The 23334-nt window shown below is 60.0% G+C and carries 20 protein-coding genes and 1 pseudogene; 13 read left to right on the forward strand and 8 right to left on the reverse strand.

Annotated elements, in window-relative coordinates:
- Nucleotides 1-24 precede the first annotated feature (24 nt).
- Nucleotides 25-1209, forward strand: a complete 1185-nt coding sequence (gene larC / locus CUJ86_RS03135; RefSeq protein ID WP_130646088.1) for a nickel pincer cofactor biosynthesis protein LarC — start codon at nucleotides 25-27, stop codon at nucleotides 1207-1209.
- Complete coding sequence (gene radB / locus CUJ86_RS03140) at nucleotides 1206-1874, forward strand: DNA repair and recombination protein RadB (RefSeq protein ID WP_130646089.1); 669 nt, start codon at nucleotides 1206-1208, stop codon at nucleotides 1872-1874. Before larC ends, radB begins: the two co-directional genes overlap by 4 nt.
- Before the next feature lie 24 nt (nucleotides 1875-1898).
- Here the strand turns inward: radB and CUJ86_RS03145 are convergent, their stop codons facing one another.
- Complete coding sequence (locus CUJ86_RS03145) at nucleotides 1899-4004, reverse strand: hypothetical protein (protein ID WP_130646090.1); 2106 nt, start codon at nucleotides 4002-4004, stop codon at nucleotides 1899-1901.
- Between the two features lie 262 nt (nucleotides 4005-4266).
- Here CUJ86_RS03145 and CUJ86_RS12355 point away from each other — a divergent pair.
- Both CUJ86_RS12355 and CUJ86_RS11775 read left to right on the forward strand, forming a co-directional pair.
- Nucleotides 4267-4721: pseudogene (locus CUJ86_RS12355) on the forward strand (IS1634 family transposase).
- Between the two features lie 136 nt (nucleotides 4722-4857).
- Entirely contained in the window at nucleotides 4858-5364 is a 507-nt protein-coding gene (locus CUJ86_RS11775) for a hypothetical protein (protein WP_449405504.1), read from the forward strand.
- A 403-nt stretch (nucleotides 5365-5767) separates the two neighbouring features.
- Here the strand turns inward: CUJ86_RS11775 and CUJ86_RS03155 are convergent, their stop codons facing one another.
- The 4 genes from CUJ86_RS03155 to dapF form a co-directional block, all read right to left on the reverse strand.
- Nucleotides 5768-6565, reverse strand: a complete 798-nt coding sequence (locus CUJ86_RS03155; RefSeq protein WP_130646092.1) for a helix-turn-helix transcriptional regulator — start codon at nucleotides 6563-6565, stop codon at nucleotides 5768-5770.
- 1090 nt (nucleotides 6566-7655) lie between these two features.
- Nucleotides 7656-8741, reverse strand: a complete 1086-nt coding sequence (locus CUJ86_RS03160; protein ID WP_130646093.1) for an ABC transporter permease — start codon at nucleotides 8739-8741, stop codon at nucleotides 7656-7658.
- On the reverse strand, nucleotides 8738-9769 hold the full coding sequence (locus CUJ86_RS03165) for an ATP-binding cassette domain-containing protein (RefSeq protein ID WP_130646094.1): 1032 nt from the start codon (nucleotides 9767-9769) through the stop codon (nucleotides 8738-8740). Before CUJ86_RS03165 ends, CUJ86_RS03160 begins: the two co-directional genes overlap by 4 nt.
- 251 nt (nucleotides 9770-10020) lie before the next feature.
- Complete coding sequence (dapF, locus tag CUJ86_RS03170) at nucleotides 10021-10842, reverse strand: diaminopimelate epimerase (RefSeq protein ID WP_130646095.1); 822 nt, start codon at nucleotides 10840-10842, stop codon at nucleotides 10021-10023.
- Between the two features lie 100 nt (nucleotides 10843-10942).
- On the opposite strand from dapF, the gene CUJ86_RS03175 reads away from it, so the two are divergent.
- Nucleotides 10943-11719, forward strand: a complete 777-nt coding sequence (locus tag CUJ86_RS03175) for a hypothetical protein (protein ID WP_130646096.1) — start codon at nucleotides 10943-10945, stop codon at nucleotides 11717-11719.
- A 331-nt stretch (nucleotides 11720-12050) separates the two neighbouring features.
- On the opposite strand, the gene CUJ86_RS03180 is transcribed toward CUJ86_RS03175, so the two are convergent.
- From CUJ86_RS03180 to CUJ86_RS03190, 3 genes are all read right to left on the reverse strand, one after another.
- Complete coding sequence (locus CUJ86_RS03180) at nucleotides 12051-13322, reverse strand: condensation protein (protein ID WP_130646097.1); 1272 nt, start codon at nucleotides 13320-13322, stop codon at nucleotides 12051-12053.
- 79 nt (nucleotides 13323-13401) lie between these two features.
- Nucleotides 13402-14601 (reverse strand): RuBisCO large subunit C-terminal-like domain-containing protein, encoded by a 1200-nt coding sequence (locus CUJ86_RS03185; protein WP_130646098.1) that lies wholly within the window; start codon nucleotides 14599-14601, stop codon nucleotides 13402-13404.
- A gap of 5 nt (nucleotides 14602-14606) precedes the next feature.
- Nucleotides 14607-15569 (reverse strand): ribose 1,5-bisphosphate isomerase, encoded by a 963-nt coding sequence (locus CUJ86_RS03190; RefSeq protein ID WP_130646099.1) that lies wholly within the window; start codon nucleotides 15567-15569, stop codon nucleotides 14607-14609.
- A 54-nt stretch (nucleotides 15570-15623) separates the two neighbouring features.
- Between CUJ86_RS03190 and CUJ86_RS03195 the strand changes: the two genes are divergently transcribed.
- From CUJ86_RS03195 to CUJ86_RS03230, 8 genes are read left to right on the forward strand one after another with little or no spacing between them, the layout of a single operon-like run.
- A complete protein-coding gene (locus CUJ86_RS03195) occupies nucleotides 15624-16451 on the forward strand; it encodes an HAD family hydrolase (protein ID WP_130646100.1) in 828 nt (275 codons plus the stop codon).
- Nucleotides 16452-16505: 54 nt separating this feature from the next.
- On the forward strand, nucleotides 16506-18116 hold the full coding sequence (gene atwA / locus CUJ86_RS03200) for a methyl coenzyme M reductase system, component A2 (RefSeq protein WP_130646101.1): 1611 nt from the start codon (nucleotides 16506-16508) through the stop codon (nucleotides 18114-18116).
- Nucleotides 18117-18134: 18 nt separating this feature from the next.
- Complete coding sequence (gene mmp3 / locus CUJ86_RS03205) at nucleotides 18135-19673, forward strand: methyl-coenzyme M reductase-associated protein Mmp3 (protein ID WP_130646225.1); 1539 nt, start codon at nucleotides 18135-18137, stop codon at nucleotides 19671-19673.
- The gene (locus CUJ86_RS03210; RefSeq protein WP_130646102.1) at nucleotides 19666-20112 is read left to right on the forward strand and encodes a methanogenesis marker 6 protein; all 447 of its coding nucleotides are present in this window, start codon (nucleotides 19666-19668) and stop codon (nucleotides 20110-20112) included. The genes mmp3 and CUJ86_RS03210 overlap by 8 nt, the downstream gene beginning before the upstream one ends.
- 2 nt (nucleotides 20113-20114) lie before the next feature.
- Nucleotides 20115-20570 (forward strand): methanogenesis marker 5 protein, encoded by a 456-nt coding sequence (locus CUJ86_RS03215; RefSeq protein WP_130646103.1) that lies wholly within the window; start codon nucleotides 20115-20117, stop codon nucleotides 20568-20570.
- Nucleotides 20567-21805: a methanogenesis marker 15 protein gene (locus CUJ86_RS03220; RefSeq protein ID WP_130646104.1), complete on the forward strand. Its 1239-nt coding sequence runs from the start codon at nucleotides 20567-20569 to the stop codon at nucleotides 21803-21805. Before CUJ86_RS03215 ends, CUJ86_RS03220 begins: the two co-directional genes overlap by 4 nt.
- Nucleotides 21806-22396, forward strand: coding sequence for a methanogenesis marker 17 protein (locus CUJ86_RS03225; RefSeq protein ID WP_130646105.1), 591 nt, complete (start codon nucleotides 21806-21808; stop codon nucleotides 22394-22396). It begins immediately after the preceding gene.
- Nucleotides 22393-23331: a methanogenesis marker 7 protein gene (locus CUJ86_RS03230; RefSeq protein WP_130646106.1), complete on the forward strand. Its 939-nt coding sequence runs from the start codon at nucleotides 22393-22395 to the stop codon at nucleotides 23329-23331. The genes CUJ86_RS03225 and CUJ86_RS03230 overlap by 4 nt, the downstream gene beginning before the upstream one ends.
- Nucleotides 23332-23334: the final 3 nt, after the last annotated feature.

Consider the following 23334-nt stretch of genomic DNA (forward strand, 5'->3'; position numbering starts at 1 on the left):
GGATTTATAAGTACTGCCACAGTTATGCGGCTTCTCCTTCTTGATCCATTCCACGGTGCGGCGGGTGATATGGCGATCGGGGCCCTCCTCGATGCCGGTGCGGACGAGGCGCAGGTCCGTGCGGCGATGGCCTCGGTGGTGGCGGACCCCGTCTTCTCCCGGACCGAACGCTGCGGGATCGGGGCGGTCCGCGTGGAGACGCGGGCCGGGCACGCCCACCGCAGCCTCGACGAGGTGCTTGCCATCGTGGAGGGTGCGGACGCCCCGGCGGCGGCGATTGCACGTGCACGCCGGGTCTATGGGCGGATCGCCCGGGCAGAGGAGAGCGTCCACGGTCATGCCCCGCACTTCCACGAGGTGGGGGCGGACGATGCGATTGCCGACGTGATCGGGGCGTGCACGGCGCTCGAAAGCCTGCACGTGGACGCCGTGGCGGTGATGCCGGTGGCCCTGGGGAGGGGGACGGTCCGCTCGGCCCATGGCGTCATCCCGGTCCCGGCGCCGGCGACGCTGGCGGTGTTGCGGGAGTCGGACCTTGAAACCGTCGTCGGCGGCGGGGAGGGGGAGCTCTGCACCCCGACGGGCGCCGCCCTGCTTGCCGAGTTCTCGACCGTCCGGGCGGACCGGATCGGTGCGGCGAGGGTGATCGCCAGCGGATACGGCGCCGGCAGCCGCGACCCCGAGGGGGTGCCCAATGTGCTCAGGGCGGTCGTGATGGAATCCGAAGAGGGTTCGGGCGGCGACACGGTGGACCTGCTGGAGACGAATGTGGATGATGTCACCGGGGAGGTGCTTGCCCATGCGATGGAGTGCCTGTTTGCGGCCGGGGCCAGGGATGTATCGGTGATACCGGCGACGATGAAGAAGGGGCGGGCGGGCCACCTGGTGCGGGTGGTCTGTCGGCCGGCCGATTCCGCCCGCCTCTCGACGATGATGGCCACAGAACTCGGCACCCTGGGGGTGCGTTGCATCTCCTCGGTCCACCGCCTCACCGCAGAACGCCGGATGGTACTGGTGACAACCGAGTATGCCGGCGAGCGCCGGGAGATCGCGGTGAAGGTCGCCTCCCTGGAGGGTTCGGTGTATTCGGTGAAGGCCGAGTCCGATGAGGTGCGGGCGTGGGCCGAGGACCTGGGCGTGCCGGTGCGGCACCTGGCCCGGATCGTCGAGGAGGCGGCATGGCATGACCTGGAGGGGGAGGGGCGATGAGGCTCTCGCGCCTTTCCACGGGTTCCGCCCCCCTCGATGACCTCCTGGGCGGCGGTCTGGAGCGGCGGACGATCACGCAGGTCTATGGCGAACCCGGCAGCGGGAAGAGCACCCTTGCGATCATGGCGGCGGTCTCCTGCCTGCGGGGGGGCGAGTCGGTGGTGTTCATCGATACCGAGGGCTTCTCGGCCGACCGCTTCGAGCAGATCGCAGGTGAGGAGGCCGAGGCCCTGGCCGAACGCCTCTACCTCTTCGAACCATCGGATTTCGTCCAGGAGGGGGCGATGATCGGCGAGGCCGAGGCGCTGCTGCGGGCGAAGAATGTCGGGCTGATCGTCATGGACTCGGCCACGGCCCTCTACCGCTCAGAACTCGGGACGATGAAGGACGCCCTCCGCACCCTCTCCCGCCATATGGTGCTGCTTTTAGGGTATGCGAAGAAGTACGAGATCCCGGTGCTGATCACCAACCAGGTGTATATGGACGTGGACACCGACGTCTTCTTCGGGCTGGGCGGCACCTCCCTCGGGCATATTTCGAAGGCGATCCTGCGGATCGAGCGGCGGGGCGGTACGCGGAGGATCGTGCTGGAGAAGCACCGGTCGAGACCGGCGGATACCTCGTTCGATTATGTGATCGTGGAGGAGGGGATCCGGGGGGTGTGAGGGGGTATTCTGTGTTTTGTGATATTATCCTGGACAACTAACACCGATCTCAAGATGAATCGTAGGAGAGGCGTCATTGAGCATCTTGATACGAATCCCACTTGGTTTGTCATGCAGCCATCGAAGGTTCGCAGGGTGAGTGAAGTCGGATATGACGGTATCGGCAATCGAAAATAGGGCTTTTTTATCATCGACTGGGGCACCTCCGTTCGCACGGATCATTCGGATACCTAGCCTTCCCCATTCGTTCTGTACGCCGGTCGGTGGCCATGGCGTCACCGTGTTAAATAAGGCAGGGTCTTCGATGACATGCCAGATGGCCAGACCATCGGCGGGAATGCCGGGGCCAATGCCGAAGCCGCCAGCGTCGTAAGATGTGCCGCGCCACCGATTCTCAAGGAGGAAGTATTCGTCACCACCCCTCTTAGGGTTCATCACGATCAGTGCCTTGCTGGTGGTTTCGACATCGGTAAGGGTGTAGTTGCCGTCATGGGTGACGACGGTGTAGTCGAGCCAACCGAGCTTGAGTTTCTCGGGCGCCGACAGGTGTTGACCTAGAGCCTGATCCGACACTGAGTACGCGGCGGCAGCAAACGGCCAGTGGCCCATGAAGTACAGGTCTGGTGTGTTGAGCATAAGGTGGCCGAGTTCGTGCGCTCCAACGCCGAAGTTAGGTGGCGAACCGAGGTACCATTCCACGATCCATGGGATCTCAACACCATCGACAACCAGAGGTTCCGCCGTAGGATGCTGCTTACCTGCAGTAGGTCGGCCGTATCCGAGGGATTTATTCTGCGGGTAGCAGAGGAAGATGCCGAGTTCATTCGATGTCAGCTTGCCATTGCCGCTCACATCGTGCGATGCAAAATTCGTATCACTGGCAGCGCGGCGGATAGCGTCCGCCCACTTCTCAACATGTCCGCTGAGCCAACCGTCGTGGTACTTATCCGCATGGTATGTTGGGCTGCGCTTGGCTGGATCTTCAGAGTTTGGATCAGGGTTGTCCCAATAGTGATCACCTTGTTTGGAGGCTGGTGCGTCATACCAGCCGAAGACGCCTGCGTTCACGAGCGTCGCCCTTCCGCCTGAATTCTCCTGTATCCAGTTTTGGAGGCTTGGTTTGGGGCCGAAGATTGTGGACTCGACTTGCTCTCGGGCCGGGCGGGGGTGACTCGGCCGGTGGGGATCCCATAGGATGATCATTATCTTACGGGGGCCCAAGATGTTTTTCATCTTCTCTGTGTGGATTACTCCATGAAAAGCCGGCATTGTTCCTACATCTTGACATGTGGGCCGATAGTGCCACAACTCTGATGTTGTCGGGCTGGTCGCGAACAACTGGCCATCCCATCCGGCGAAGATCGCCGATGCAGCGCCACCTATCTTCTCCCAGTTGTTTGGTGTGCCAGTCCAGCGGAAGACAGCTCCGCCTCCTGGTGAGATGCCATAAACATGACCATTGTGATCGGTGGCGAACTGCTGGCCAGGGCCCCCAATGCGTTTCCAGCCGGTAGGGCTTTTCATGAGGATATCCCCAGATGTCGGGTTAGTGGCGAAGATCTGTGACCGACTCACGAATATATCGGTCGCTGGTCCGCCTTGCTTGTGCCAGCTGCCTTGCCACTGGTAAATGCCTTTCTTTGAGGTGGGGGCGTCGTCTGGTGACTGACCATAGACCTGAAACTTAAACTCGATGTCACCACTCTTGCCAATCACGATTTTTTTGGCTGGTCCCCCGATCCGTCTCCAAGCACTTGCTGACTCTTCCCATTGGAATATGTCCGACGAACCTTGCGCTGCGACTGCTATCAACTGATCTGGTCCTCCAAAGATCACTTTCGCCTTTCCATTCGAGGGGCCTCCTATAGATATCCAGGATCCTGCACCTCGGTCATAGCGATGTACTTCTCCCAGATCATCAATGCCGTAAAGATAGCTCTTTGGTGCCCAGCCAGCCGTCACACAGGTGGCCATCTTGCCTCCGAGTGCCTTCCAGCCGAAAGGTGTTCCATCCCATTGATAGATCCCACCAGTGAGCCCGGTTGATGCGTTAGGTTTCGCGTATACGGTGCCTGTTTCACCATCCACCACGACAAACTCCGTTGAACCCCAAACACGCTCCCATGACATGATTTTCCTCCTATTGCTCGATCTGATATTATTGACCTCATTAATTGGGCTGAGTTAACCCAGAATGTCAAAAAATATGATATTTATAATATGGTATATATCAAATCGTGTGTTAAAATATAATGTTTACAAAAAATGTGGGTGGTTGATTTTTTTGAATATTGTTAAAATAATCTTCAACCCACCATCTGCACGAGTATGATGGCCCATCCGAATTAATCCGACCGCAGGATCCTTGTACTTTGGGCTACAAGCCCCACATGTGCCGTCCTCTGCTGATTTCATTGAAGGCTCCAACGTCTCGATCGATCATCTCGGGATCGTCGCCGGGGCCTACGACTCCCTCCAGATCGCCCCGGTAATCGACCGTGCAATCCCCAAAACACGGCCACATCATCTCCTCACGGAGATGTCGTCAAAGAAATGGCGCTCAACGGTCTCGGGTTCATCGAACGCCGCCTCTATCTTTTTCCTGAATTTTTCGACGATATCGCCGTTGAACGTCTCCTCGGTGAAGGCATCACTCGCGAGCACCTCAACGACGATGACCTTGGCCGAACCCTCGATGCGATCGCCGCCTATGGTCCCACCAAACTCTTCAACGAGATCGTCGCACAGTGCCTCCTTCCAACCGAATTCGGCTCACATTGCATCCATATCGATACCACCAAATTCAGTATCACCGGCGAGTACGAGCCCGATTTCAATGTCGGATAGATCGAGATCACCTACGGCCATCCGAAGGATGGGCGGGGGATCTCAAGCGGTTCGTCCTCGGCATGGCTCGAACCATTACGGCGTACCTCTCTTTCTCCAGACCTTCTCCGGGAACGAATCAGACAAAGAAACGATCATGACAATCATCGAGAATCTCAAAGACAATCTGAGATCCGATGAAAAGGTCTATCTTGTGGCCGATTCTGCGTTTAACGCGGCAAAAAACCTGCAGAGTATGGGGCAACGTCTGTTCTGGATCAGCCGGGTGCCGGCCACGATCACTGAAACACGAACCCTGATCCGTTCTGAGTGTTCGTTCTCTCCTTGCGCCGATGAACGATACGGATACTCCGAGCATTTCAGCGAATACGCCGGGATCCGGCAGAAATGGGATCCTCTACCACTCCGCAGAGATGCATACGCGGCAGGAAAGACCTTTGAGAAGAATCTGGCGAAGGCGAAGACCTCTCTCCGAAAACTCGGTACACGCGAGTTCGTCTGTGAACCGGATGCACGGATCGCAGCCGAAAAGTGGCTGGATGATCACCCTAGCTACTGGTTCAGCTCCCTCGATATCACCCTGGCTTCCCACCTAATAAGCACAGGACTATCAGGAACACTTCTCAATTTTCATTTATCCTGATATTCAGCTGGATTTAGGTCAACTTATGCGCTTAATTAGTGGGCGGGCGGGCCACTCACTTCTGATTATTAAAATTTATAGCACATTGCCGATATTTTTAACAAATTCAACCAAATTAATGGTAATACCAACGAGTAAAATTAGATCATGTGCTTAATTTTCGGGAAGTCAGGTTCTTCCTGTTTCGGAGTTTGTGGTGGTCGAGGATGGGAGGAGGGTGAAACGGCTGACGAACCTGAATGAGGAGTTGAGGACGATACTGAGGTTGCTTGGGGCAGAGTCCGAAAAATACTACTCCTGAAGGAGAACCTACGGAATGTCCGGATATGCGCTCTAATTTATTTGCGAGCGGCATACGTAACTTCTTCTTTATTCTCCTCGCTGAGAGGAATCGGCCATGGCATTATTCATTCGTAAGCTGGTACTGTGTAATCCTTTCTGATAGAGCCAAGTAATGGGAAAAGAGATCGTTTCCCCATGCGATTGCTGAGGGATCGGTGCTAACCAGATCTCTTATCGAGTCAAACGCTTCGTTATGATAAAACAGGGATAGAGAGAAGTAGACTTCGGTTACGAAAGAGGCGAAACGAATGTTGCCGTGATAGACATACAGGGCCGCATTTCCATATTGCAATCCTTCTTCAAGATAGGGTGAATAATCTTTCCCGATTTTCTCGAAAGCATTCCTTGTGAGTATCAGTGAGACATTTTTACCCTGTTTTGCCCCATTCAAAAAAAAATGGGGATACATCGGATTCACGATTGGCGAAATTCCCTTCAGACTGAATGATTTTTCAATATTGTCGAGGAGGTGGGTGTGAGGCTCGAAACTCTCCTCTATGCTACATTCCGTGACGCTGGTGTTTTTTAACTCTGACAAACGTTGAAGCATCTTCAATGGAATGGCGCTGATATTATGCTCTTTCCAGAAATTTTTGTTGTTCTCAAGGGACTCAATGGTGGAAACCAGTGGTTCCATGAAATGTACGATGAGCATTCCTTGATCACTTAATCGATACTTTTTACCTGAACGAATAATTAATCCTTCATTTTCGAGGACATGTATCTGTGGCAGCATACCACTTGCAGTAACATTAAGATTTGTTTTAATTTCATCCCAAGTCCGAACCCCATTTTTAAGGAAGAGTAGGAGCTTTTTCCGCTTATTAGAGAGGAAGAGAGTGCCGGTAAGATCCCCCATATTTTACACAATATTGGTACAGTATATGTACTTTTTGGGCAAAGGCTGTGTTGAATAAGGGTATCACTGCCCACAAAGTTGAATCTGATGGAAACACCGTCACTTTGTAGATTCAGAACTTGGGTTCCCACCTAATAAGCAAAGGACTATCAGGAACACTTCTCATTTTTCATTTATCCTGATATTCAGCAAGATTCGGGTCAACCTATGCGCTTAATTGGTAGACGGGCGGACCAATCCATTCGGATTATTAAATTTATCATATTGCCGATATTTTTAACAAATTCAACCAAATTAAAGATAATAACAACGAGTAAAATTAGATCATGTACTTAATTTTCGGGAAGTCAGGTTGGAACGCCCTTCTATGTCGGGAAAAGCGCAACAGTCTCCCGTTCCCCTTTATGAATGATATACAGGGAAAGATACGAATAGAATCGGGTGGTTGACTTTTTCTGCTTTCCCCAGATGATATGCTCCTCATTGGTTTTGTCAATGTCACCGTAATACGGATCGCTTGTCAGATCGATAGTAAACCGATATTTTTTACCCTTCTTCAGGAGTTGAACTGCGAAGATTGGAAGATCTGAGAATTGACACTCTCCAGTGTGGTGAGACCGACTTTCGAGAGATGATGTCGGAACAAGGTCTCACAGGGGGCATTTGATGCAACCCTGCGGAGAGGGTGGATGGAGAACCGGTTCACGTCCATCCCGATCAGTTCTTGAATCCGGATCCTCTGGGTGATTTGCCCGTTGATTAGGATATCAAGATGATCGTCTAGAGCGGCGACCGCACAATAAGAACGTTCTTGTGCTCGGAGGGCCTGTCCCCTTGTCTGGGGGTATTTGGCTATATTGTGGCGTCAGCAGACTATTTTGATCTTTCCTTGGGCGATCGCATTCAATTCGATAGGATTCAGATCAAATTTTTAATAAACTACTGGTATCCGGTCACGATGACCGGGTTGCCGATGGCCGCACCGCCATGAGCCTGCGATCATCCTGAATATTGCCCGGTTATAACCCCTCAAAACCCCCCATTTATGCCGGGTTATAACCTCGCGAAACCCCGCGGCAGATCCCCCCCCTCACTCCAGCGTCCGCCGATAGGTCGTGATCCCGAGGGCGATGGCGATGCCGGAGAAGATGAAGATCGCCAGCAGGTCCATGCCGATGAGGGCCGCCTGCCCCCGGAGGATCAGGCTCCGCAGGGCATGGATCGCATAGTACTCCGGGTTGATTGTGGCGATCCAGCGGAGCCAGTCCGGCATGCCGAGCACCGGGTAGAACGCCCCGCTGGTCATGAACAGGATGAGGTTCAGGAACGCCACCACCGAGGCGTACTCCTGCTGGGCGGAGAACCGCGAGCTAAACGAGACCACCAGACTCGTGATCCCGATGCTGATGACGAAGAGGACGGCGAGCACCATCAGGAAGGTCTCCATGCTGTGGACCGTCACGCCCGCCACGAAGATATCGACCAGAAAAATGATGAACCCGGCCATGAATGCCTTGACCGTGCCGCTGGCGATGATCCCGAGGATGATGCTCGACCGCTTCACCGGCGTGACCAGGTAGCCCTCGATGATCCCGTTCTCCCTATCGCGGATCAGGCCAATCCCGCCGCCCATCATCGTGGTCATGAAGATCGCCATCACGATGACCCCGACCCCGAAGAACTGGATGTAGTCGATGTCGCCGTAGACCTTCGAGACCTGCAACGGGTTCTTTGCCCCCGACTGCGCCATCACGCTGCTCACCCCCGACTGGATCAGGTCCGGGATCATGTACTCCGAACTGTCCAGGTAGAGGCGGACCGGGCGATCGTCTGAGACCTCCATGGGGAAGATTGCAATGGCCATCACCCTCCCGTCGGCAAATGCCTTCTTTGCGGTCACTTCCCCGGAGAAGACCGTGACGTCGAAAATCTGCGGGTTGTCGTCCATGTGATAGTGGCGGAGACCGTCGACGGCCGCAAGGAAAAGGGGCGTCTCGTCCCCGAACGCTTCCTCCTGCGCCACCCCGATGGGGATATGGGTGATCGTCCCGCCCATGGCGTTCCCGAAGACGATGAGGTAGATAATGGGCATGAACAGGGTCATCACGATGATCACCGGGTTGCCCATGAACTTCTTGAAGTCCCGCCTGAAGATGGCGATGGCCCCCCGCATCATGGACGGTCCCCCCTCTTCCGGGGGGGCCCGGCGGGCTCTCCCCTCCCGCCGTCCAGCCGCCTGCCGGTGAGATAGATGAAGACGTCCTCGATCGAGGGGGAGCGGATGGCGATCGAGGTCATGGGGATGGCGTGCCGCTCGAAGGTCTCGACGATCGAGGGAAGCAGACGGCTCCCGTTCTCGGCTGATATGATGAGTTTGTGCTCCCGCACCTCCACGGAGGTGAGGCGGCGGTCCGCCCGGAGGTCTCTCAGGGCCTCCTCATCCACCGCCTCAATCCCGATCTCGATGACGTCCCCTGCAGGGAGGGAGTGCTTGAGGTTCTCGGTGGTGTCGAGGCGGAGAAGGCGCCCCCGATCCACGAAGGCGATGCGGTCGCAGAACTTCTCCGCCTCGTCCATATAGTGGGTGGTCAGGATGATCGTCGTCTCCTCCTGGTTCAGGGCGGTCACCTGCTGCCAGACCTCCCGCCTGGACTCCGGGTCCAGGCCGATCGTCGGTTCGTCCAGAAAGAGAATGAGGGGCCGGTGGATGAAGGCCCGCACGATCTCGAGTTTCCTCCTCATCCCGCCCGAGAGCGTCTGCACCGGGGCATGGGCGCGGTCGGTGAGGTCGGCCATATCGAGGAGTTCCCGGATCCTGGCGTCGAGGTGTCGGGGATCGATGTCCAGCAGGTTGCCGTAGAAGTCCAGGTTGTCGTAGGCGGTGAGTTCGAGGTCGAGCGTGCTGGTCTGGGGGCAGACCCCGATCACCCGACGGATCTCCTCGGGATGGCGTACGACGTCGTAGGGGCCGACGAATGCCTTTCCCGACGTGGGCCGCAGCAGGGTGGTGAGGATGCGGATGATCGTGCTTTTCCCGGCACCGTTCGGACCCAGCAGGCCGAAGATCTCTCCTTTTTGCACCTCAAAGGAGACGTCGTCCACCGCCTTCACCTGGCGCCGCCCGTCCCTGAAGACCTTGGAGAGGTGCTCTATCCTGATGATACTCTCAGGCTCGGCTGTGCGGTCGCCGTGTGTCCCGGCCATGTGATGATCACCGTCCCCCCTGTCTACCGACAGATGGTCCGTATCTCGTGAGTCACATGATAAACGATATGGTGGGATGCCGCCTGTTCCGTCCTTACAGGCGGTACCGGAGGGATCCGGGGGACGCTTCCCACTCAGTGAAGATGAGTCGCGTCAATTCCAGGGTTTTTCTCGCCTGCAAAACGGCCATCGGATGACCGAGGCAGGATCCCCCGCTCCTCTCTGCCTAAAAAAATAGTGCTGGTATTCTCTCACGCCTCGATGACGCCGTAATACACCGTCTCCGCCGGACCCCGCATCAGGGTCCGCTCCCCCAGGGATATCACGAGCGGTCCGCCGTTTGTCTCGACCTCCACCTCGTCGCCGACGAGACCGAGGTGGTGGGCGACCGCCGCCGAGGCTGTGGCCCCGGTGCCGCAGGACTCGGTCTCGCCCTCGATGCCCCGCTCAAAGGTGCGGATCCGGATCGAGGCCTCGCCGGTGACCTGCACGAAGTTCACGTTGGCGCCGTTCGGGAAGGTCGGGTGGCGGCGGATTGGCGGTGCGGCCACCGCCACATCGACGGCCTCCACGTCGTCGACGAAGATCACGGCATGCGGCACGCCGGTATTCGTTGCATGGACGGTGAAGGGGCCGATCTCCTCCTTGTAATCTCCCTCCCCGGTGGCGGGAATGGTGGAGCGTGTGAACGCCGGTGCAGGCATCTCGATCGTCGCCCAGAAATACCCATCGCCGTTGTATCCCATTTCCACTGCCATGATGCCGGCCATCGTCTCGACCGTGGCCTTCTCGCCCATGTATCCGGCCTCGAAGGCAAATTTTGCAAGGCAGCGGATGCCGTTTCCGCACATCTCCGCCTCGCTCCGGTCGGGCTGGAAGAGGCGCATCCGCACATCGGCGCTCTCAGAGGGGAGGAGGAAGAGCACGCCGTCGCCGCCGATGCCGAACCGCCGGTCGCAGTAGACGGCGGCGAAATCCGCCTTCATCTCGTCAGGGATGACCGGACCAGCTGTTTCGTCGATCAGTATGAAGTCGTTGCCGTTGCCGTGGAGTTTGGTGAACGGAATTTGCATGAACTGTAATGTGCAGTAGGACCATTTCTCTCTACCTGTCCGGGGGAGGCAGTGGGCACCCGCCGAAAAGGTTAGGTCAGAGAAGAATCATCACCTTGATGTGTCTGCAACGGTCCGTCCTCTCCTCTGGATCCTCCTGCTCTTTTCACTGGCAGTCATCGGGACGGTGCTGCTCTCCATTTCCGGACTGGTGCCGGTGAGGGAGAACGTCTACCCCGGCATCGTCGTCTGCGGTGAAAGCGGTGTCAGGGCAGTCACCCATCAGTTTTCCTGCCATTCAGAGGATCACTCCGTCATGGTGCCCGTGGAGATGGCGGTGTACCTGGGGGCGAAACGCTCCCCGAAAGAGGCGCGGATCTACTCGAAGATGCCGCCTGAGGAGATGATGCAGGAATATTATTCCGCCTTCATCTTTGACGAATGCCAGGAGGGCCTCTACGCCGAGATCCTCGCCGACCTGCGCTCGATCCGCGATGCGTCCGGTCTGGACGACGACGGATATCTCGAACTTCTCGCCGTCTTCGTACAGTCCCTCCCCTTCGAAGGGGATTTCAACGAGACGGGCGTGAAATTCCCGGTGGAGACCGTCGTCGAGGGGGGAGACTGCGACGACCGCTCGGTCCTGCTCATCGGCCTCATGGCCCGAGAGGGCTACGATGCCGCCCTCCTGGTCTTTGAGGAGCGGTCCCATACCGCCGTCGGCGTCAGGGACGGGTCAGGCGTCGGTGAGTACGGGGGGTATGCCTGTATCGAGACCACCGCCGTCATGCCGGTCGGCGAAAAAGCGGTGGAGCTGGCAAACGGTGATCTCCTGGACACCGAACCCCTGGTGATCCGGTTCGGAAACGGCACGAAATGCTATCATGGTCAGGGGTGATGGGCCCGGTCACCGCTGATCCGGGATATCTCTCCCCCCGAGACCGGGAGGGGAGACCCCTCCCGGACCCACCCCTGTCAATGCGATAGGGAGGGGATTGATGATAATCGTGATGAAGTGGAGGTGATGAGGGCGTTTTATGCTGAAAATCCTCCTGTCTACTCCGGGGAGCTTTACACGGGACGGCCCCTTCATCCATGGACGCCCGAATTAATCATCCCCGCCTCTATCGTTGTTGGGGGGAGCGGGGGGTGAAAAACCCCGTCACCGGCGGCAAAACCGTGTGGGTCCATCCCGTATGTGTGTGTCTCCGGGCCCATGCACCGCCCCTTCAGGGGAGATATTCGTCGACATATTCCAGAAAACGCTCCACGGTATCCGTCGAGTACGGCCCCTCCTCGTAGCCGATCACGAGCGTCATCGCCTCCCTGAAGGTGGAGAGGGTCATCAGGAAACCGTAGGGCCAGCAGATGCAGGGCAGGCAGCGTGCATCGGAGAGGTCGAGCATCTTCCCGTCCTTCCCCTTCAACGGGAGGATCTCTGTCTCATCGATGATCCCGAGGTTTGAAAAGACCGGGTTTTTCAGCCCTGTCGCCAGATAGCCCCTCATCATCCCCTCGAAGAACGCCTCCACCCGCTCCATCCCGCCCCCATAGATCTCTTCGTAGAAGAGGATGCAGCCCAGGCCGAGGGCACCGGCCTTCCGGTGCCGGGTCGCCGCCGCCACCTGTTCGATCACATCCTCGAGGCGTGCACCCGCGCCCGCCGTCAGGGTCACCTCATAGGCGGCCGAGAGGTTGGCGGGCGGGACCGGGCCGTCGAGGTGACGGCGGAGGTCGGCGGCGGTGAGCACCGAGCGGGGTGCATTCAGGTCGGTGGGATCGTCCCTGATCCGCAGGAAGGCCAGGAAAAAGGCGGCGATCATGACATCGTTCACGGTGGCCCCGTATCTTTTGCCGAACGCCCGCGTCCGCCCCAGCCGTTCGGGAGGGAGGGTCAGGCTGGCGATGCGGGGCGTCCCCCGTCCGGTCCGCTCGACCGGGAAACGCCAGCGGTCGACGAAGGGCTCCTCCTCCTCTATGGCCCGTCTGCACTCCTCCTCCGAGAACCTGCTCCGGACCGGATCGGTGCTCCGATCGTAGAGGCCGGTCGTTCGGGGCTGGAAATCCGGATCATTCCCGATCTCGCGGTAGGCGGCGAATATCTCCCGCGCCAGGTCCATCAGCCCTCGGGCATCGCAGAAACCGTGGTGGCAGGTGACGACCACCAGATCGCCCTCCTCCTCCCGGCAGAGCCCGATACGCACCTGCGGCCCCTTCCTGACGTCAAGGGGGGGCGGCGGCATGACGGCGCCGGGAGGGAGGACCACAAAGCCCCGTCCCCGCTCCTCCTCTGCGATCTCCTCCCAGACTGGCATCCCCTCCCCTTCGGCGAAACGGCAGCCGAGATAGGGGTTTGCAGCGATCACGCGGAGCGTCGCCGTCCGCAGCACCTCCTCATCGATCTGGCCGTCGAAGGCGAGGAGGAGGTGCATCGTCGGATCGTAGATCCGCTCAAAATACACGTTGAAGAGGTCGAAAGGGGGGGCGGGATAGCGGTTCATGCGCACTGATACTCTCTCCCCCCGGCATATGGTTCTTTTGCGATCCCCGGGTGTGAGCGGTCAAAAAGGGTTCGGGGCTTCAGCGGTTCCCCCACCGCTCAAGGGCCCGCTTCAGCTCATAATGGTCCTTTGCATACTCGTCGGCCGAGACACCCTCCATGAAGGCGTCCACCGCCTGCCGCATCGCCCGGGCGCCGGCCTCGGTGCCGTCCGGGTGACCGTGGATCCCGCCGCCGGCCTGCAGAACGATGTTCGTGCCCAGGTTCGTCAGTTCGGCCGCCACCTTGCCGGGGTGCAGCCCGCCACTCGCCACCGGGAAGGTCGGTTTCAGCCCGAAATACGGTTCGGTGAGGGCGGCGTTGTCGCCGCGGAGTTCGTCGACGTCGTGGCTCATCTTCCCGGAGACCGTGCCGGTGTGGAGCTGGTCGCCGCCGAGCATCCGGACGATGCGTGCGATCGGGCGCATTGCAATCCCGTGCTCCGGGTTCCGGGTGATGGCGGCATGCATGGTGCGGTGGACATGGATGGGCACCCGCACCGACTGGGCCTCGGCCAGCGCCTGCAGGGCGGTGAAACCGCAGGTGATCACGTCGATCATCACCATATTGGCGCCAAGATCGATGGCGTGCTCGGCCCGCTCCACGATCTCGTCGGCCCGCGCCGAGATGTTCACCGCATACAGCACCTGCCGCCCGGTCTGCTCCTTCGCCTCATCGAGGCGCTCCATCACCGCCGAAAGGCGCTCGTCAAGCCGGCAGAAGGTCTGGTCGGTCAGGGTCTCGTCGTCCTTGATCAGGTCGACACCGCCGACGGCGGCGTGATAGGCCACCCCGGCGGTATCCTTCGGGTTCAGCCCCACCTTCGGCTTTATGATCGTGCCCACATGCGGGCGCTCCGTCGTTCCGATCAGCCTTCGCACGCCCTCCATCCCGAACTTTGGTCCCCTGAACGGCACCAGACTCTCCGGGAAATCGACGTCGATCAGGCGAACCGCCTCCAGGCGGGCGAGCCCGAAGAGGTTGCCCGCCACCACCGAGAGGTACTGCGGGATGTTCCCGGCCTCGAAGATCTCGGCCGGGTAGCGCACCCGCGTGACGAAACCCTTCCCCGAGGCCTCCAGGGAGAGCACCTCGCCGTCCAGGCGGCGGACATACTCCGTCGTGGTGGTGATGTCGGTCCAGGTGCCGGTCGTCTCCTCCTCGACGATTGCCTGTGCCGCCGCTTCGGGTGTTGTATCGGCCCTCGGGCGGAAATAATAGGTTGCAGTGACGTCTTCCATTCTTCTCACTCCTGTGTTGAGCTGTCTATCTCAAATGCCTTGTGAAACTCCTCTATTCCCCATCCCAGGTGATCCCTGATGATGATACAGGCCATCACCGGCGGAATCGCTCCCATTTCGGTCACGATCAGGTCCACATACGACGCCGGTGTGACGTCGAAGGCGGGGTTCCTGACTGTCACGTTCGGCAGTCCGGCGGCGATCGCCGGATCGAGCACCTCCTCCGCCCCGCGCTCCTCGATGGCGATCCGCTCCCCCAGGATCGTCCTGGGGGCGAACTTGTAGGTCTCGGCGGCCACAATCATGTTCGTCCGCGCCTCATGGGCGGCCAGGGCGATCTGCGACGTGCCGATCTTGTTCACCACGGCCCCGTTGACGGTGATGGCGTCTGAGCCCGTGATCACCAGGTCCGCATCGTTGATAAAGGTCCGCACCGCCGAATCGACAATATACTCCGTCCTGATTCCGGCATCGTTCAGCGTCCGGATCGTCAGGAGCCCCTGGTTTCTCGGCCTCACCTCGGTGGCAACGACCTCGATCTCCTTCCCCTGCCGGTGGGCGGTCAGGATGCAGGCGAGGGCCGCCTCGGAGTTGCAGTGGGTGAGGATGCGGTCGCCGTCCGAGATGTGGCGGGCGCCGATCTCGCCGATCCACTCCACCGCATGGTGGGACGAGAGGATAAAGGAGTCTGCGGCGGATCGGATCGCCGCCTTCGCCTCCTCGGGTGTCGATGCTTCGGCAAACGAGCGCATCACATACTGCACGGCATTGGGCAGGGAAACCGCCGTCGGGCGGGTCTCGAGGAGGACGGCGGCTGCCTCGCGCATGGCGCGCCGGAACGCAGACATCTCCTGATCTTCACGTCCTGCCGCATAATCCCTCAGTGCTCCGGCCGCTGCCCGGGCGATCCGTCCGGCGCCCCGGATCTCCATCGAGCGGATCTGGTCTGCAGTGTCATTCAGCAACATACTTTAATGCAGTAGAAGAATATCCGATTACATAAGCGTTGCCTGTGTGTATTCATGACCGTAGCCGTGGTATTTGACAGTGCGGGAACACTCCTGAAGAGTTACCGGACCGCTCGCGACGTCGTCGCCGGAAAGACCCTGTCGGGCGTCGAGACAACGCTTCTCACCTGTATGGACCGCTCACGCGTTCTCATCGCCCTGCATGCCTCATCACGGGACGTGATCGCCGCCCCGCCGGACGAATACCTCTCGACGTATCTCTGCGACCGATCGGTGGGGTTCGGGATCTCCTGCCTCAGACAGGTGATCCCGCATGAACGACTGGCAGAGATCCTGTATTCTGACCGGAGGGCCCTGGTGGGGGACCTGCAGGTCTGCATCAGGGATGTCTGGGGGACGCTGCGGGAGGAGTCGCTGGTGGTGATGGACTCCGGCGCCATCCTCAACCTCTCGCTCGGCGGGATCGAGTTCACCGTCACCGCCGGCGGTCGTCCGTTTGAGGGGGCGAAGGAGGCGATCGCCGATCTCCATTCGATGGGGGTGGCCACCTTCATCGCATCGGGCGACCGGGCGGCGAAGCTGGAGCGGATCGCCGATCACCTCGGTATTCCCCGCGATCAGGTGCACGGGATTGCAACGCCCTCGATCAAGGCCCAGATCGTGGAGGACCTGAAACGCTGCTACGGCACGGTGGTGATGGTCGGCGACGGCATCAATGACCTTCAGGCATTCAGAAAAGCTGACATATCCATTCTATCCGAGCAGCAATCGAATGAAAAGCCGCAGGAACTCTGTTCTGCGGCAGATTATATCGTCGGGAATGTCAGTGAGGTCGTACCGATTGTCCGGGATATTTCCGGGCGTGAAGTTGTCTCAATATAAGGGTTAATATGATCTGACTTCTACACTACCGTTAGGGATTCAAAGGAGTGAATTATGACCGCGTTAATCACAGTTGAGAACCTTTGCATGGATTTTGGTGAGAAACGGGCACTCAACAATATCAGTTTTGAAGTTGCAGAGGGCGAGATAGTCGGTGTGATCGGCCGCAGCGGATCAGGGAAGACGGTTCTCCTTCACCTGATCCGTGGCGTCGATCAGCCCCCGACATCCGGAAGAGTCATCTATCATGTGGCGGCCTGCGATGGGTGCGGCTGGATGGATGTCCCGAGTGCAGCAGGGAAGGCGTGCCCGAAATGCGGCCATTCTCTGAGCCCGATCGATGTCGATTTCTGGGATCCGGCAAACGAATCGTTGAAACGGCGAATCATGACGCGATCCGCCATCATGTTCCAGCGGACCTTTGCCCTCTATGGCAACGACCGCGTCATCGAGAACGTCATGCATGCGCTCGAGGACATCAACTATCCCTCGTCGAAGGCCGTCACCCGCGCCGCCGACCTGCTCGATGAGGTGAGGCTCTCACACCGGATGATGCATATCGCCCGCGACCTCTCCGGTGGCGAGAAGCAGCGCGTCGTCCTGGCCCGGCAGCTGGCAAAGGAGCCTTTTCTGCTCTTTGCCGATGAACCCACCGGCACCCTCGATCCCGGCACGGCGAACCTCGTCCACGGCATGCTCAATGAAGCGGCGAAGAAGAACGACATGGGCATGATGGTCACCTCGCACTTCTCGCAGGTGATCCGGGACGTCGCCGACCGTGCGATCATGCTGAAGGAGGGTGAGATCGAGGTGATCGGGTCACCGGACGAGGTGATCGACCGCTTCATGGAGGGCTACAGCGACCAGGAGACCTACTGCCGGGCCGAACTCGGCGCTAACATCCTTATCGCCCGTGACGTGATCAAGCGCTACCTCTCAGTGGACCGGGGCATGGTCAAGGCAGTGAACGGCGTCTCATTCGAGGTCTCCGAGAAGGAGATCTTCGGGATCATCGGGAAGAGCGGAGCCGGCAAGACCACCCTCTCCCGGATGATCTCCGGGATCATCGAACCGACGTCCGGCGAGATGAATGTCCGCATCGGTGAGGAGTGGGTGGATATGACCAAGCCCGGCATTGAGTTCAGGGGGCGGGCCAAGGGCTATATCGGGCTGCTGCACCAGGAGTACGACCTCTTCCCGCACCGCACGGTGCTCGACAACCTCACCGACGCCATCGGACTCGAGTTCCCGAAGGAACTGGCGATCCGGAAGGCGGTGATCACCCTGAAGATGGCGGGCTTCACCGATGAGAAGAGCCGCGAGATCCTGGACCGCAAACCCGGCGAGCTATCCGAGGGCGAGCGTCACCGCGTGGCGCTTGCACAGGTGCTGATCCGGGAGCCCCGTATCGTCATTCTGGACGAACCGACCGGCACGATGGACCCGATCACCAAGATCGATGTCAAGCACTCGATCATGCATGCCCGGGAGCAGATGGACGAGAGCTTTATTGTCGTTTCGCACGATATGGAATTTGTGAGGGACATATGCGACCGGATTGCCCTGATGCGGGGCGGAAAAATCATTGCTCTCGGCGAGCCGGAAGAGGTGCTTGCGCGGCTCACCGAGGAAGAGCGGGAAATTATGGGAAAACCCGGTGCATAAGGCTCGGAGGATGTGAAGATGCGTGTCCTCCTTGACGGCAGGCCGGTGGAGGTCGCCGCAGGGGCGACACTCGGTGATATCCTTCCCGATATGGACAGAACCGCCGTGGTGGCGGTGATCAGGCCAGCCACCCGGGAGGCGGCGCGTACCGGTCACCTCCGCCTGGTCACGACGACCGGTGAGGTGGTGATCGAGACCACTCCTCTTTTTTCAGACTACTGCGGGGAGGAGATCCCCTCCCTCCGGGATGGGGCGCTCTCTCTCCGGTGGAGCGATCGGTATGCCGCCGCCTTCGGCCCATTCCCGTCGGCGGTCCGGCCCGACCGGCAACCGCATCGCTATGCACGGGGCGATGTGGTCGTCGGGTGCGCTGGTTATGACCCCTCGCGGTCCGTTCTGATCTTTGTGCGCAGCGATCACCGGGCAGACTTCGGCGCCGGTGCGGACGGCGGCGTGATCGGGCGCCTGGTCTCTGGCAGAGGTGTGATCGACCGTTTTTCCGCCGGAGATCACCTTTCCGGGGCTGAACGGGTGCTCTCCTGGGCCGACCGCTCCACCTCGTTCACCACCGCCGATCCGGCGACCCCCCTTGAGGAGGGCACCGAGGTCGTGAGCCGCGTGGAGATCCGGGCCGAGGGCTATGCGGACGCTGGAGTGGACACCGCCACCTCCCGAAGCGTCGAACATCTCCTCCTGGCCCTTGAAAGGGGCAGATTCGCTGTCGGCAGGTCCGGGAGCACCTTTGTGAGGGACGAGTCGATGGTGCCGATGGAGGTGCCCGCCGAACGCAGACGCCCCCGACGGGAGGGTTCGGTCACCGTCAGGACGTTCGGAGGTTCACGCGGTGCGATCTACATCTATCGCGATGATATCCCGAGCCATCCGGGGCATTCGCTCGTCGGGCAGATCGTCCACGGGATCGAGATTGCCCGTCTTGCCTCGAGCGGGGAGCGTTTTTCGGTATCGGTCACCCCGCCCCGCTTCGATCTCGTCGGGCTCCCCCTGGAGGAGGCCCGGAGGGTGGCGGAGGAGCGGGGGATCGGGATCGAGCTCGATGGTGCGGGAGAGGACCTGATCGTCGTCGGTCAGACGCCGGGGACGACGCTCGAGGCCCTCGCCGCCGGTACGGTCACACTCGCGGTGCTGCCAGCCGCAGCGGTCGTTTCGATCAGTCTGGACGACGAGCATGCACCGGTCACCTGCGACATCTTCCGCAGAGCGACCGGGCTGAAGACTCATTCGGTCGGTTCGATGCCGGTGCTCTTCACCTTTGAGGATGTTGCTCTTTTCCAGCCTTCAATAAAGAAAAAGGTCAATATTTTGCCGGAAAATGCCCCGAAAGACCTTGTGCCTGCGGGTTCGCTGGCGATGACCAATGAAAGCCGGCGCGGCGCTGGTATGGTCGGCACACGGACAACCGACAATTCCGAGTTCGGGCCGACGTCCGAACCATTTGAGGGCACGAACATCATCGGGAGGGTGCTGGATATGGAGAAGCTCCGGGATCTTGAGGAAGGGGCCACCGTGTTTGTGCGGGAGGTGCCCTTCAATGGCTGAGTACGAACCGCAGTATGTCGGGACGGTAACAAAATACGTCTTCATCGATTCGCCGCTGATGACGCCCAAAGACCTGGCGATCCACGCCTATGAGGTCTCTGAGGGCGTGATGATCAAGGAGACCTGCTTTGGCCTCCAGGTGACCGGCACGCCCGATGAGGTGGAGCGCCTGATCGCGGAGGTCCGGGCCCTCGACCCCACCCATATCTTCGTCAAGGACCGGGGGTTCCCCCCCGGTGACGAGCGGCGGTGCCGCGCCAACCTGGGCGGCGCCCGTCCCGGTTATCTCGGTCATGAGTTCGAGATGCGGCGGGTCAGGTATATCACAAAGGGGCTTGAGGCGGCAGCCGGCGGCGCGGTCGTGCCCGCCGGTACGGCAAAGCGTACACCTCTGGACGCCCGAAAACTCAAAGAAATGATGGAAGCAGAGGAGCCGTAAATATGGTGAAAGTGTTTATCTATCCGGCGACAAGCCTCATCCTCTCCGATATGGTGGCCCGGTTCGGGCATGAGCCCATCGGATCGGCCCTGGGCATCAGGGAACGCATTCAGACGCCTGGATTCGAGAGTCCCCCCCTCCAGATCACCCCCGAAGAGCCGAAGAAAGGGCTGAAATGGGCGGCGGTCGAGGTCCCCTCCGGCGTGCGCGGACGGATGGCGATCTATGGTCCGCTCATCGAAGAGGCGGAGGCGGCGATCATCATTCGCGAGGCGGACTATGCCTTCGGGTGCATGGGCTGCGCCCGCACCAACGAGCTGATCCAGTTCCAGCTCCGCCAGAGCGGGATCCCGCTCCTGGACCTCGAGTACCCGTCGTCAGACGAGGACGGTGTCGCCTTTGTGGCCGCGATCCGCGAGTTTCTTGCGGGTCTCGGCGGTGAGGAGGGGGCCGCATGACCGAACGGGTCAGGATCGCCCAGCTCTCCTGTGGGCCCGAGTATTCGGGCGTGCAGAAGGAGATCGCCGAGGCCGCCGGTATGGTGGACGCCGAGGTCTTCTTCCCGGACATCATGCTCGACGACGTCAGGCGGGGCTTTGAGGAGTTCGGGCTCGATGTGCGCAGCCCTGACCTCAAGCTGGCGATCGCCAGGGCAAAGGCGCTCGTCGAGGGTCGGATCGATGCGGACGCCGTCTTCATCGCCACCTGCTTCCGCTGTGCCGAGGCGGCGATCGTCAGGAACGAGCTCCGCCGCTACATCCACGAGAACTCCGACCTGCCGGTCGTCTCCTATTCCTTCACCGAACGGACGACCGCCGGCACCCTGCTCACGCGGATGGAGGCGTTGACCACCATCGCCCGCCGCCGCGCCCTCCTTGCCAGGGAGGAGCAGGAGGGGATCACCCTGGGCATCGACTCGGGGTCGTCCACCACAAAGGCGGTGGTGATGAAGGACAACGAGATCGTCGGCACCGGTTGGCTCCCGACGACCGAGGTGCTGAAGAGCGCTGCTGGCGTCGTCGACCTCGCCCTGGAGGAGGCGGGGTTGCGGATGACTGATATCCAGGCGATCGGCACCACCGGATATGGCCGCTATCTCATCGGGAAGCAGTTCGACGCCCAACTCGTGCAGGAAGAGCTGACCGTCAACTCCAAGGGTGCCGTCTATCTTGCCGACAGCCAGCACGGTCCGGCCACGGTCATCGATATCGGTGGGATGGACAACAAGGCGATCTCGGTGCAGGACGGTATTCCCGGCACCTTCACGATGGGCGGCATCTGTGCGGGGGCGTCCGGGCGGTTCCTGGAGATGACGGCAAAACGCCTGGGGATCGACATTACCGAACTCGGTCCGCTGGCGATGAAGGGGATGGGCGACCGGGTGCCGATGAACTCCTACTGCATCGTCTTCGGCACCCAGAGCCTGGTGAACGCCCTTGCCGAGGGAAGCGCCCGCGAGGACGTCGCCGCCGCCGCCTGCCATTCGGTCGCCGAACAGGTGTTTGAACAGCAGCTCCAGGAGGTGGACATCAAGGAGCCCGTGATCATGGTCGGCGGCACCTCCCTCATCCAGGGACTGGTGCATGCCATGGGGCAGCTCCTCCAGACCGAGATCGTGGTCCCGCACCACTCGCAGTTCATCGGGGCGGTCGGGAGCGCCCTTCTGGCATCCGGCTACATCAGGGAGAAGTAGATGGCCGCGCTGGAGTATTTCCGGGTGGAGTGTGCCGAGGAGAAGGGGCGGGATGTCTATGAGCAGATCGCAAACGATGTCCTCCTGGACTTTGACCTGGTCCGGGTCGTCGAGCGCCTGCAGATCTTCATCGACCCGAAGGTCCCGATCTTCATCGCCGCCGGGACGATGCGGCAGAGCGGCGGGCCGGTCAGGGTAAGCGACTTCGCCGAGGTGAACGCCGACGAGGAGGGGCGTGCGGTGCTCTCGATCGGGGACGAGACCTATCTTGCCCCGATGCTCTCTGCCCTCTGGGAGCGTTACGGCAAGGAGAATGTCGATCAGCCCGACCGTTTCTCGGTGGTCGTTCATCTGGCCGCCGGGGATGACCCCCGTGCGATCGAAGAGATCCCGGTTGCCGATCCCGGCGAGGGCCTGTACCGCGACCTGATCTATGCCCTGCAGATCATCGCCCCCGAGGGTTTCAAGGTCCGCCGTGAATACCAGAAGGGCGGGGTGTTTTACTATGTGGCAAGCGAGAACACCCTGCCCGAGGATGTGGTCGAGGCGATGGTGGCAGGGGAGCTGAAAAAGGTGGGGGTGACGCTGTGATTTTTGTCCCGATCACCTACAAGGGCGGGGTCTACCGGCACGACGAGATCATCGACCTCATCGAGGACCTCGGCGGGTATATCGTGCAGAAGCACATGATTGCGCAGGACGTCATCCTCCAGTGCCTGGTGCCGAAGGAGGATGTCGACCTGATCAGCAGCATCGGGCGCCCGCTCGGCGGGGAGGTGATCGTCTCCCCCCTTGTCGGCACCGAGATTGCCGTCATCTCGCCGAGTCTTGAGATCCACCACCTCCCCCACTCCTCCTGCGATGTGGCCGAATATCTCCGGCGTGCCGGGGCGAAGACGAATATGGTCGGTCTTGCGCGGGGGTTCGGGAAACGCATCGCCAACCTCAATGTCGAGGAGCGCGACATCATCAACGAGCACGATGTCGCCCTCTATGTGCTCGGCAACTTCGAGACCTGCATCGAGGAGAAGTTCCCCTCCATCAGGCGCGGGATCACCGTCCCTATCGTGGTCACCGGTGCACCGTCGTCCGAGGCATTGGAGCGGGTCATCGATCCGCCGGTGGAGGGGTATGTCGGGAATATGGGGCGGTGCATGCACCGCACCAAGAAACCCGAGGAACTCGCCACCCTCGATGCGATGGTCGATGAGGTCGCACGCGTCCTCGACAATCGAAGGGCGGAGATCGCCAAAGACCCCCTTTCCGTCTCTCCGGCGCGGTTGATGGACGTGATCGGTGAGGGCGTGCCGGCGATCTACGGGGTGAACCATCCGACGCCGATCACCGTCCAGATCGCCGGTCTGAGGGTGAAACTGCCCTATGAGGGTTACGAAACCGAGATCCGCGGGCTCGAGATCGAGGGGGGCGTCACAATCGGCGACGTTGCCGAGGTCCTTCCGTCAAAAATGCGCAATTACATATGGATCCGGATTAAACCCTTCTCTGACACGAACATCATGGTGTAACTG

The sequence above is a fragment of the Methanofollis fontis genome (genome assembly GCF_004297185.1).
In the GTDB taxonomy this organism is placed as follows: domain Archaea; phylum Halobacteriota; class Methanomicrobia; order Methanomicrobiales; family Methanofollaceae; genus Methanofollis; species Methanofollis fontis.

Bases quoted from the DNA above. Each gene is read 5' to 3' on its own strand.
- CUJ86_RS03215 (WP_130646103.1), top strand. From the start codon at position 20,115: ATGGTGAAAGTGTTTATCTATCCGGCGACAAGCCTCATCCTCTCCGAT.
- CUJ86_RS03180 (WP_130646097.1), bottom strand. From the start codon at position 13,322: ATGAACCGCTATCCCGCCCCCCCTTTCGACCTCTTCAACGTGTATTTT.
- radB (WP_130646089.1), top strand. From the start codon at position 1,206: ATGAGGCTCTCGCGCCTTTCCACGGGTTCCGCCCCCCTCGATGACCTC.
- CUJ86_RS03195 (WP_130646100.1), top strand. From the start codon at position 15,624: ATGACCGTAGCCGTGGTATTTGACAGTGCGGGAACACTCCTGAAGAGT.
- larC (WP_130646088.1), top strand. From the start codon at position 25: ATGCGGCTTCTCCTTCTTGATCCATTCCACGGTGCGGCGGGTGATATG.
- CUJ86_RS03225 (WP_130646105.1), top strand. From the start codon at position 21,806: ATGGCCGCGCTGGAGTATTTCCGGGTGGAGTGTGCCGAGGAGAAGGGG.
- mmp3 (WP_130646225.1), top strand. From the start codon at position 18,135: ATGCGTGTCCTCCTTGACGGCAGGCCGGTGGAGGTCGCCGCAGGGGCG.
- CUJ86_RS11775 (WP_449405504.1), top strand. From the start codon at position 4,858: ATGACAATCATCGAGAATCTCAAAGACAATCTGAGATCCGATGAAAAG.
- CUJ86_RS03155 (WP_130646092.1), bottom strand. From the start codon at position 6,565: ATGGGGGATCTTACCGGCACTCTCTTCCTCTCTAATAAGCGGAAAAAG.
- CUJ86_RS03220 (WP_130646104.1), top strand. From the start codon at position 20,567: ATGACCGAACGGGTCAGGATCGCCCAGCTCTCCTGTGGGCCCGAGTAT.
- CUJ86_RS03190 (WP_130646099.1), bottom strand. From the start codon at position 15,569: ATGTTGCTGAATGACACTGCAGACCAGATCCGCTCGATGGAGATCCGG.
- CUJ86_RS03160 (WP_130646093.1), bottom strand. From the start codon at position 8,741: ATGATGCGGGGGGCCATCGCCATCTTCAGGCGGGACTTCAAGAAGTTC.
- CUJ86_RS03185 (WP_130646098.1), bottom strand. From the start codon at position 14,601: ATGGAAGACGTCACTGCAACCTATTATTTCCGCCCGAGGGCCGATACA.
- CUJ86_RS03145 (WP_130646090.1), bottom strand. From the start codon at position 4,004: ATGTCATGGGAGCGTGTTTGGGGTTCAACGGAGTTTGTCGTGGTGGAT.
- dapF (WP_130646095.1), bottom strand. From the start codon at position 10,842: ATGCAAATTCCGTTCACCAAACTCCACGGCAACGGCAACGACTTCATA.
- CUJ86_RS03165 (WP_130646094.1), bottom strand. From the start codon at position 9,769: ATGGCCGGGACACACGGCGACCGCACAGCCGAGCCTGAGAGTATCATC.
- CUJ86_RS03210 (WP_130646102.1), top strand. From the start codon at position 19,666: ATGGCTGAGTACGAACCGCAGTATGTCGGGACGGTAACAAAATACGTC.
- atwA (WP_130646101.1), top strand. From the start codon at position 16,506: ATGACCGCGTTAATCACAGTTGAGAACCTTTGCATGGATTTTGGTGAG.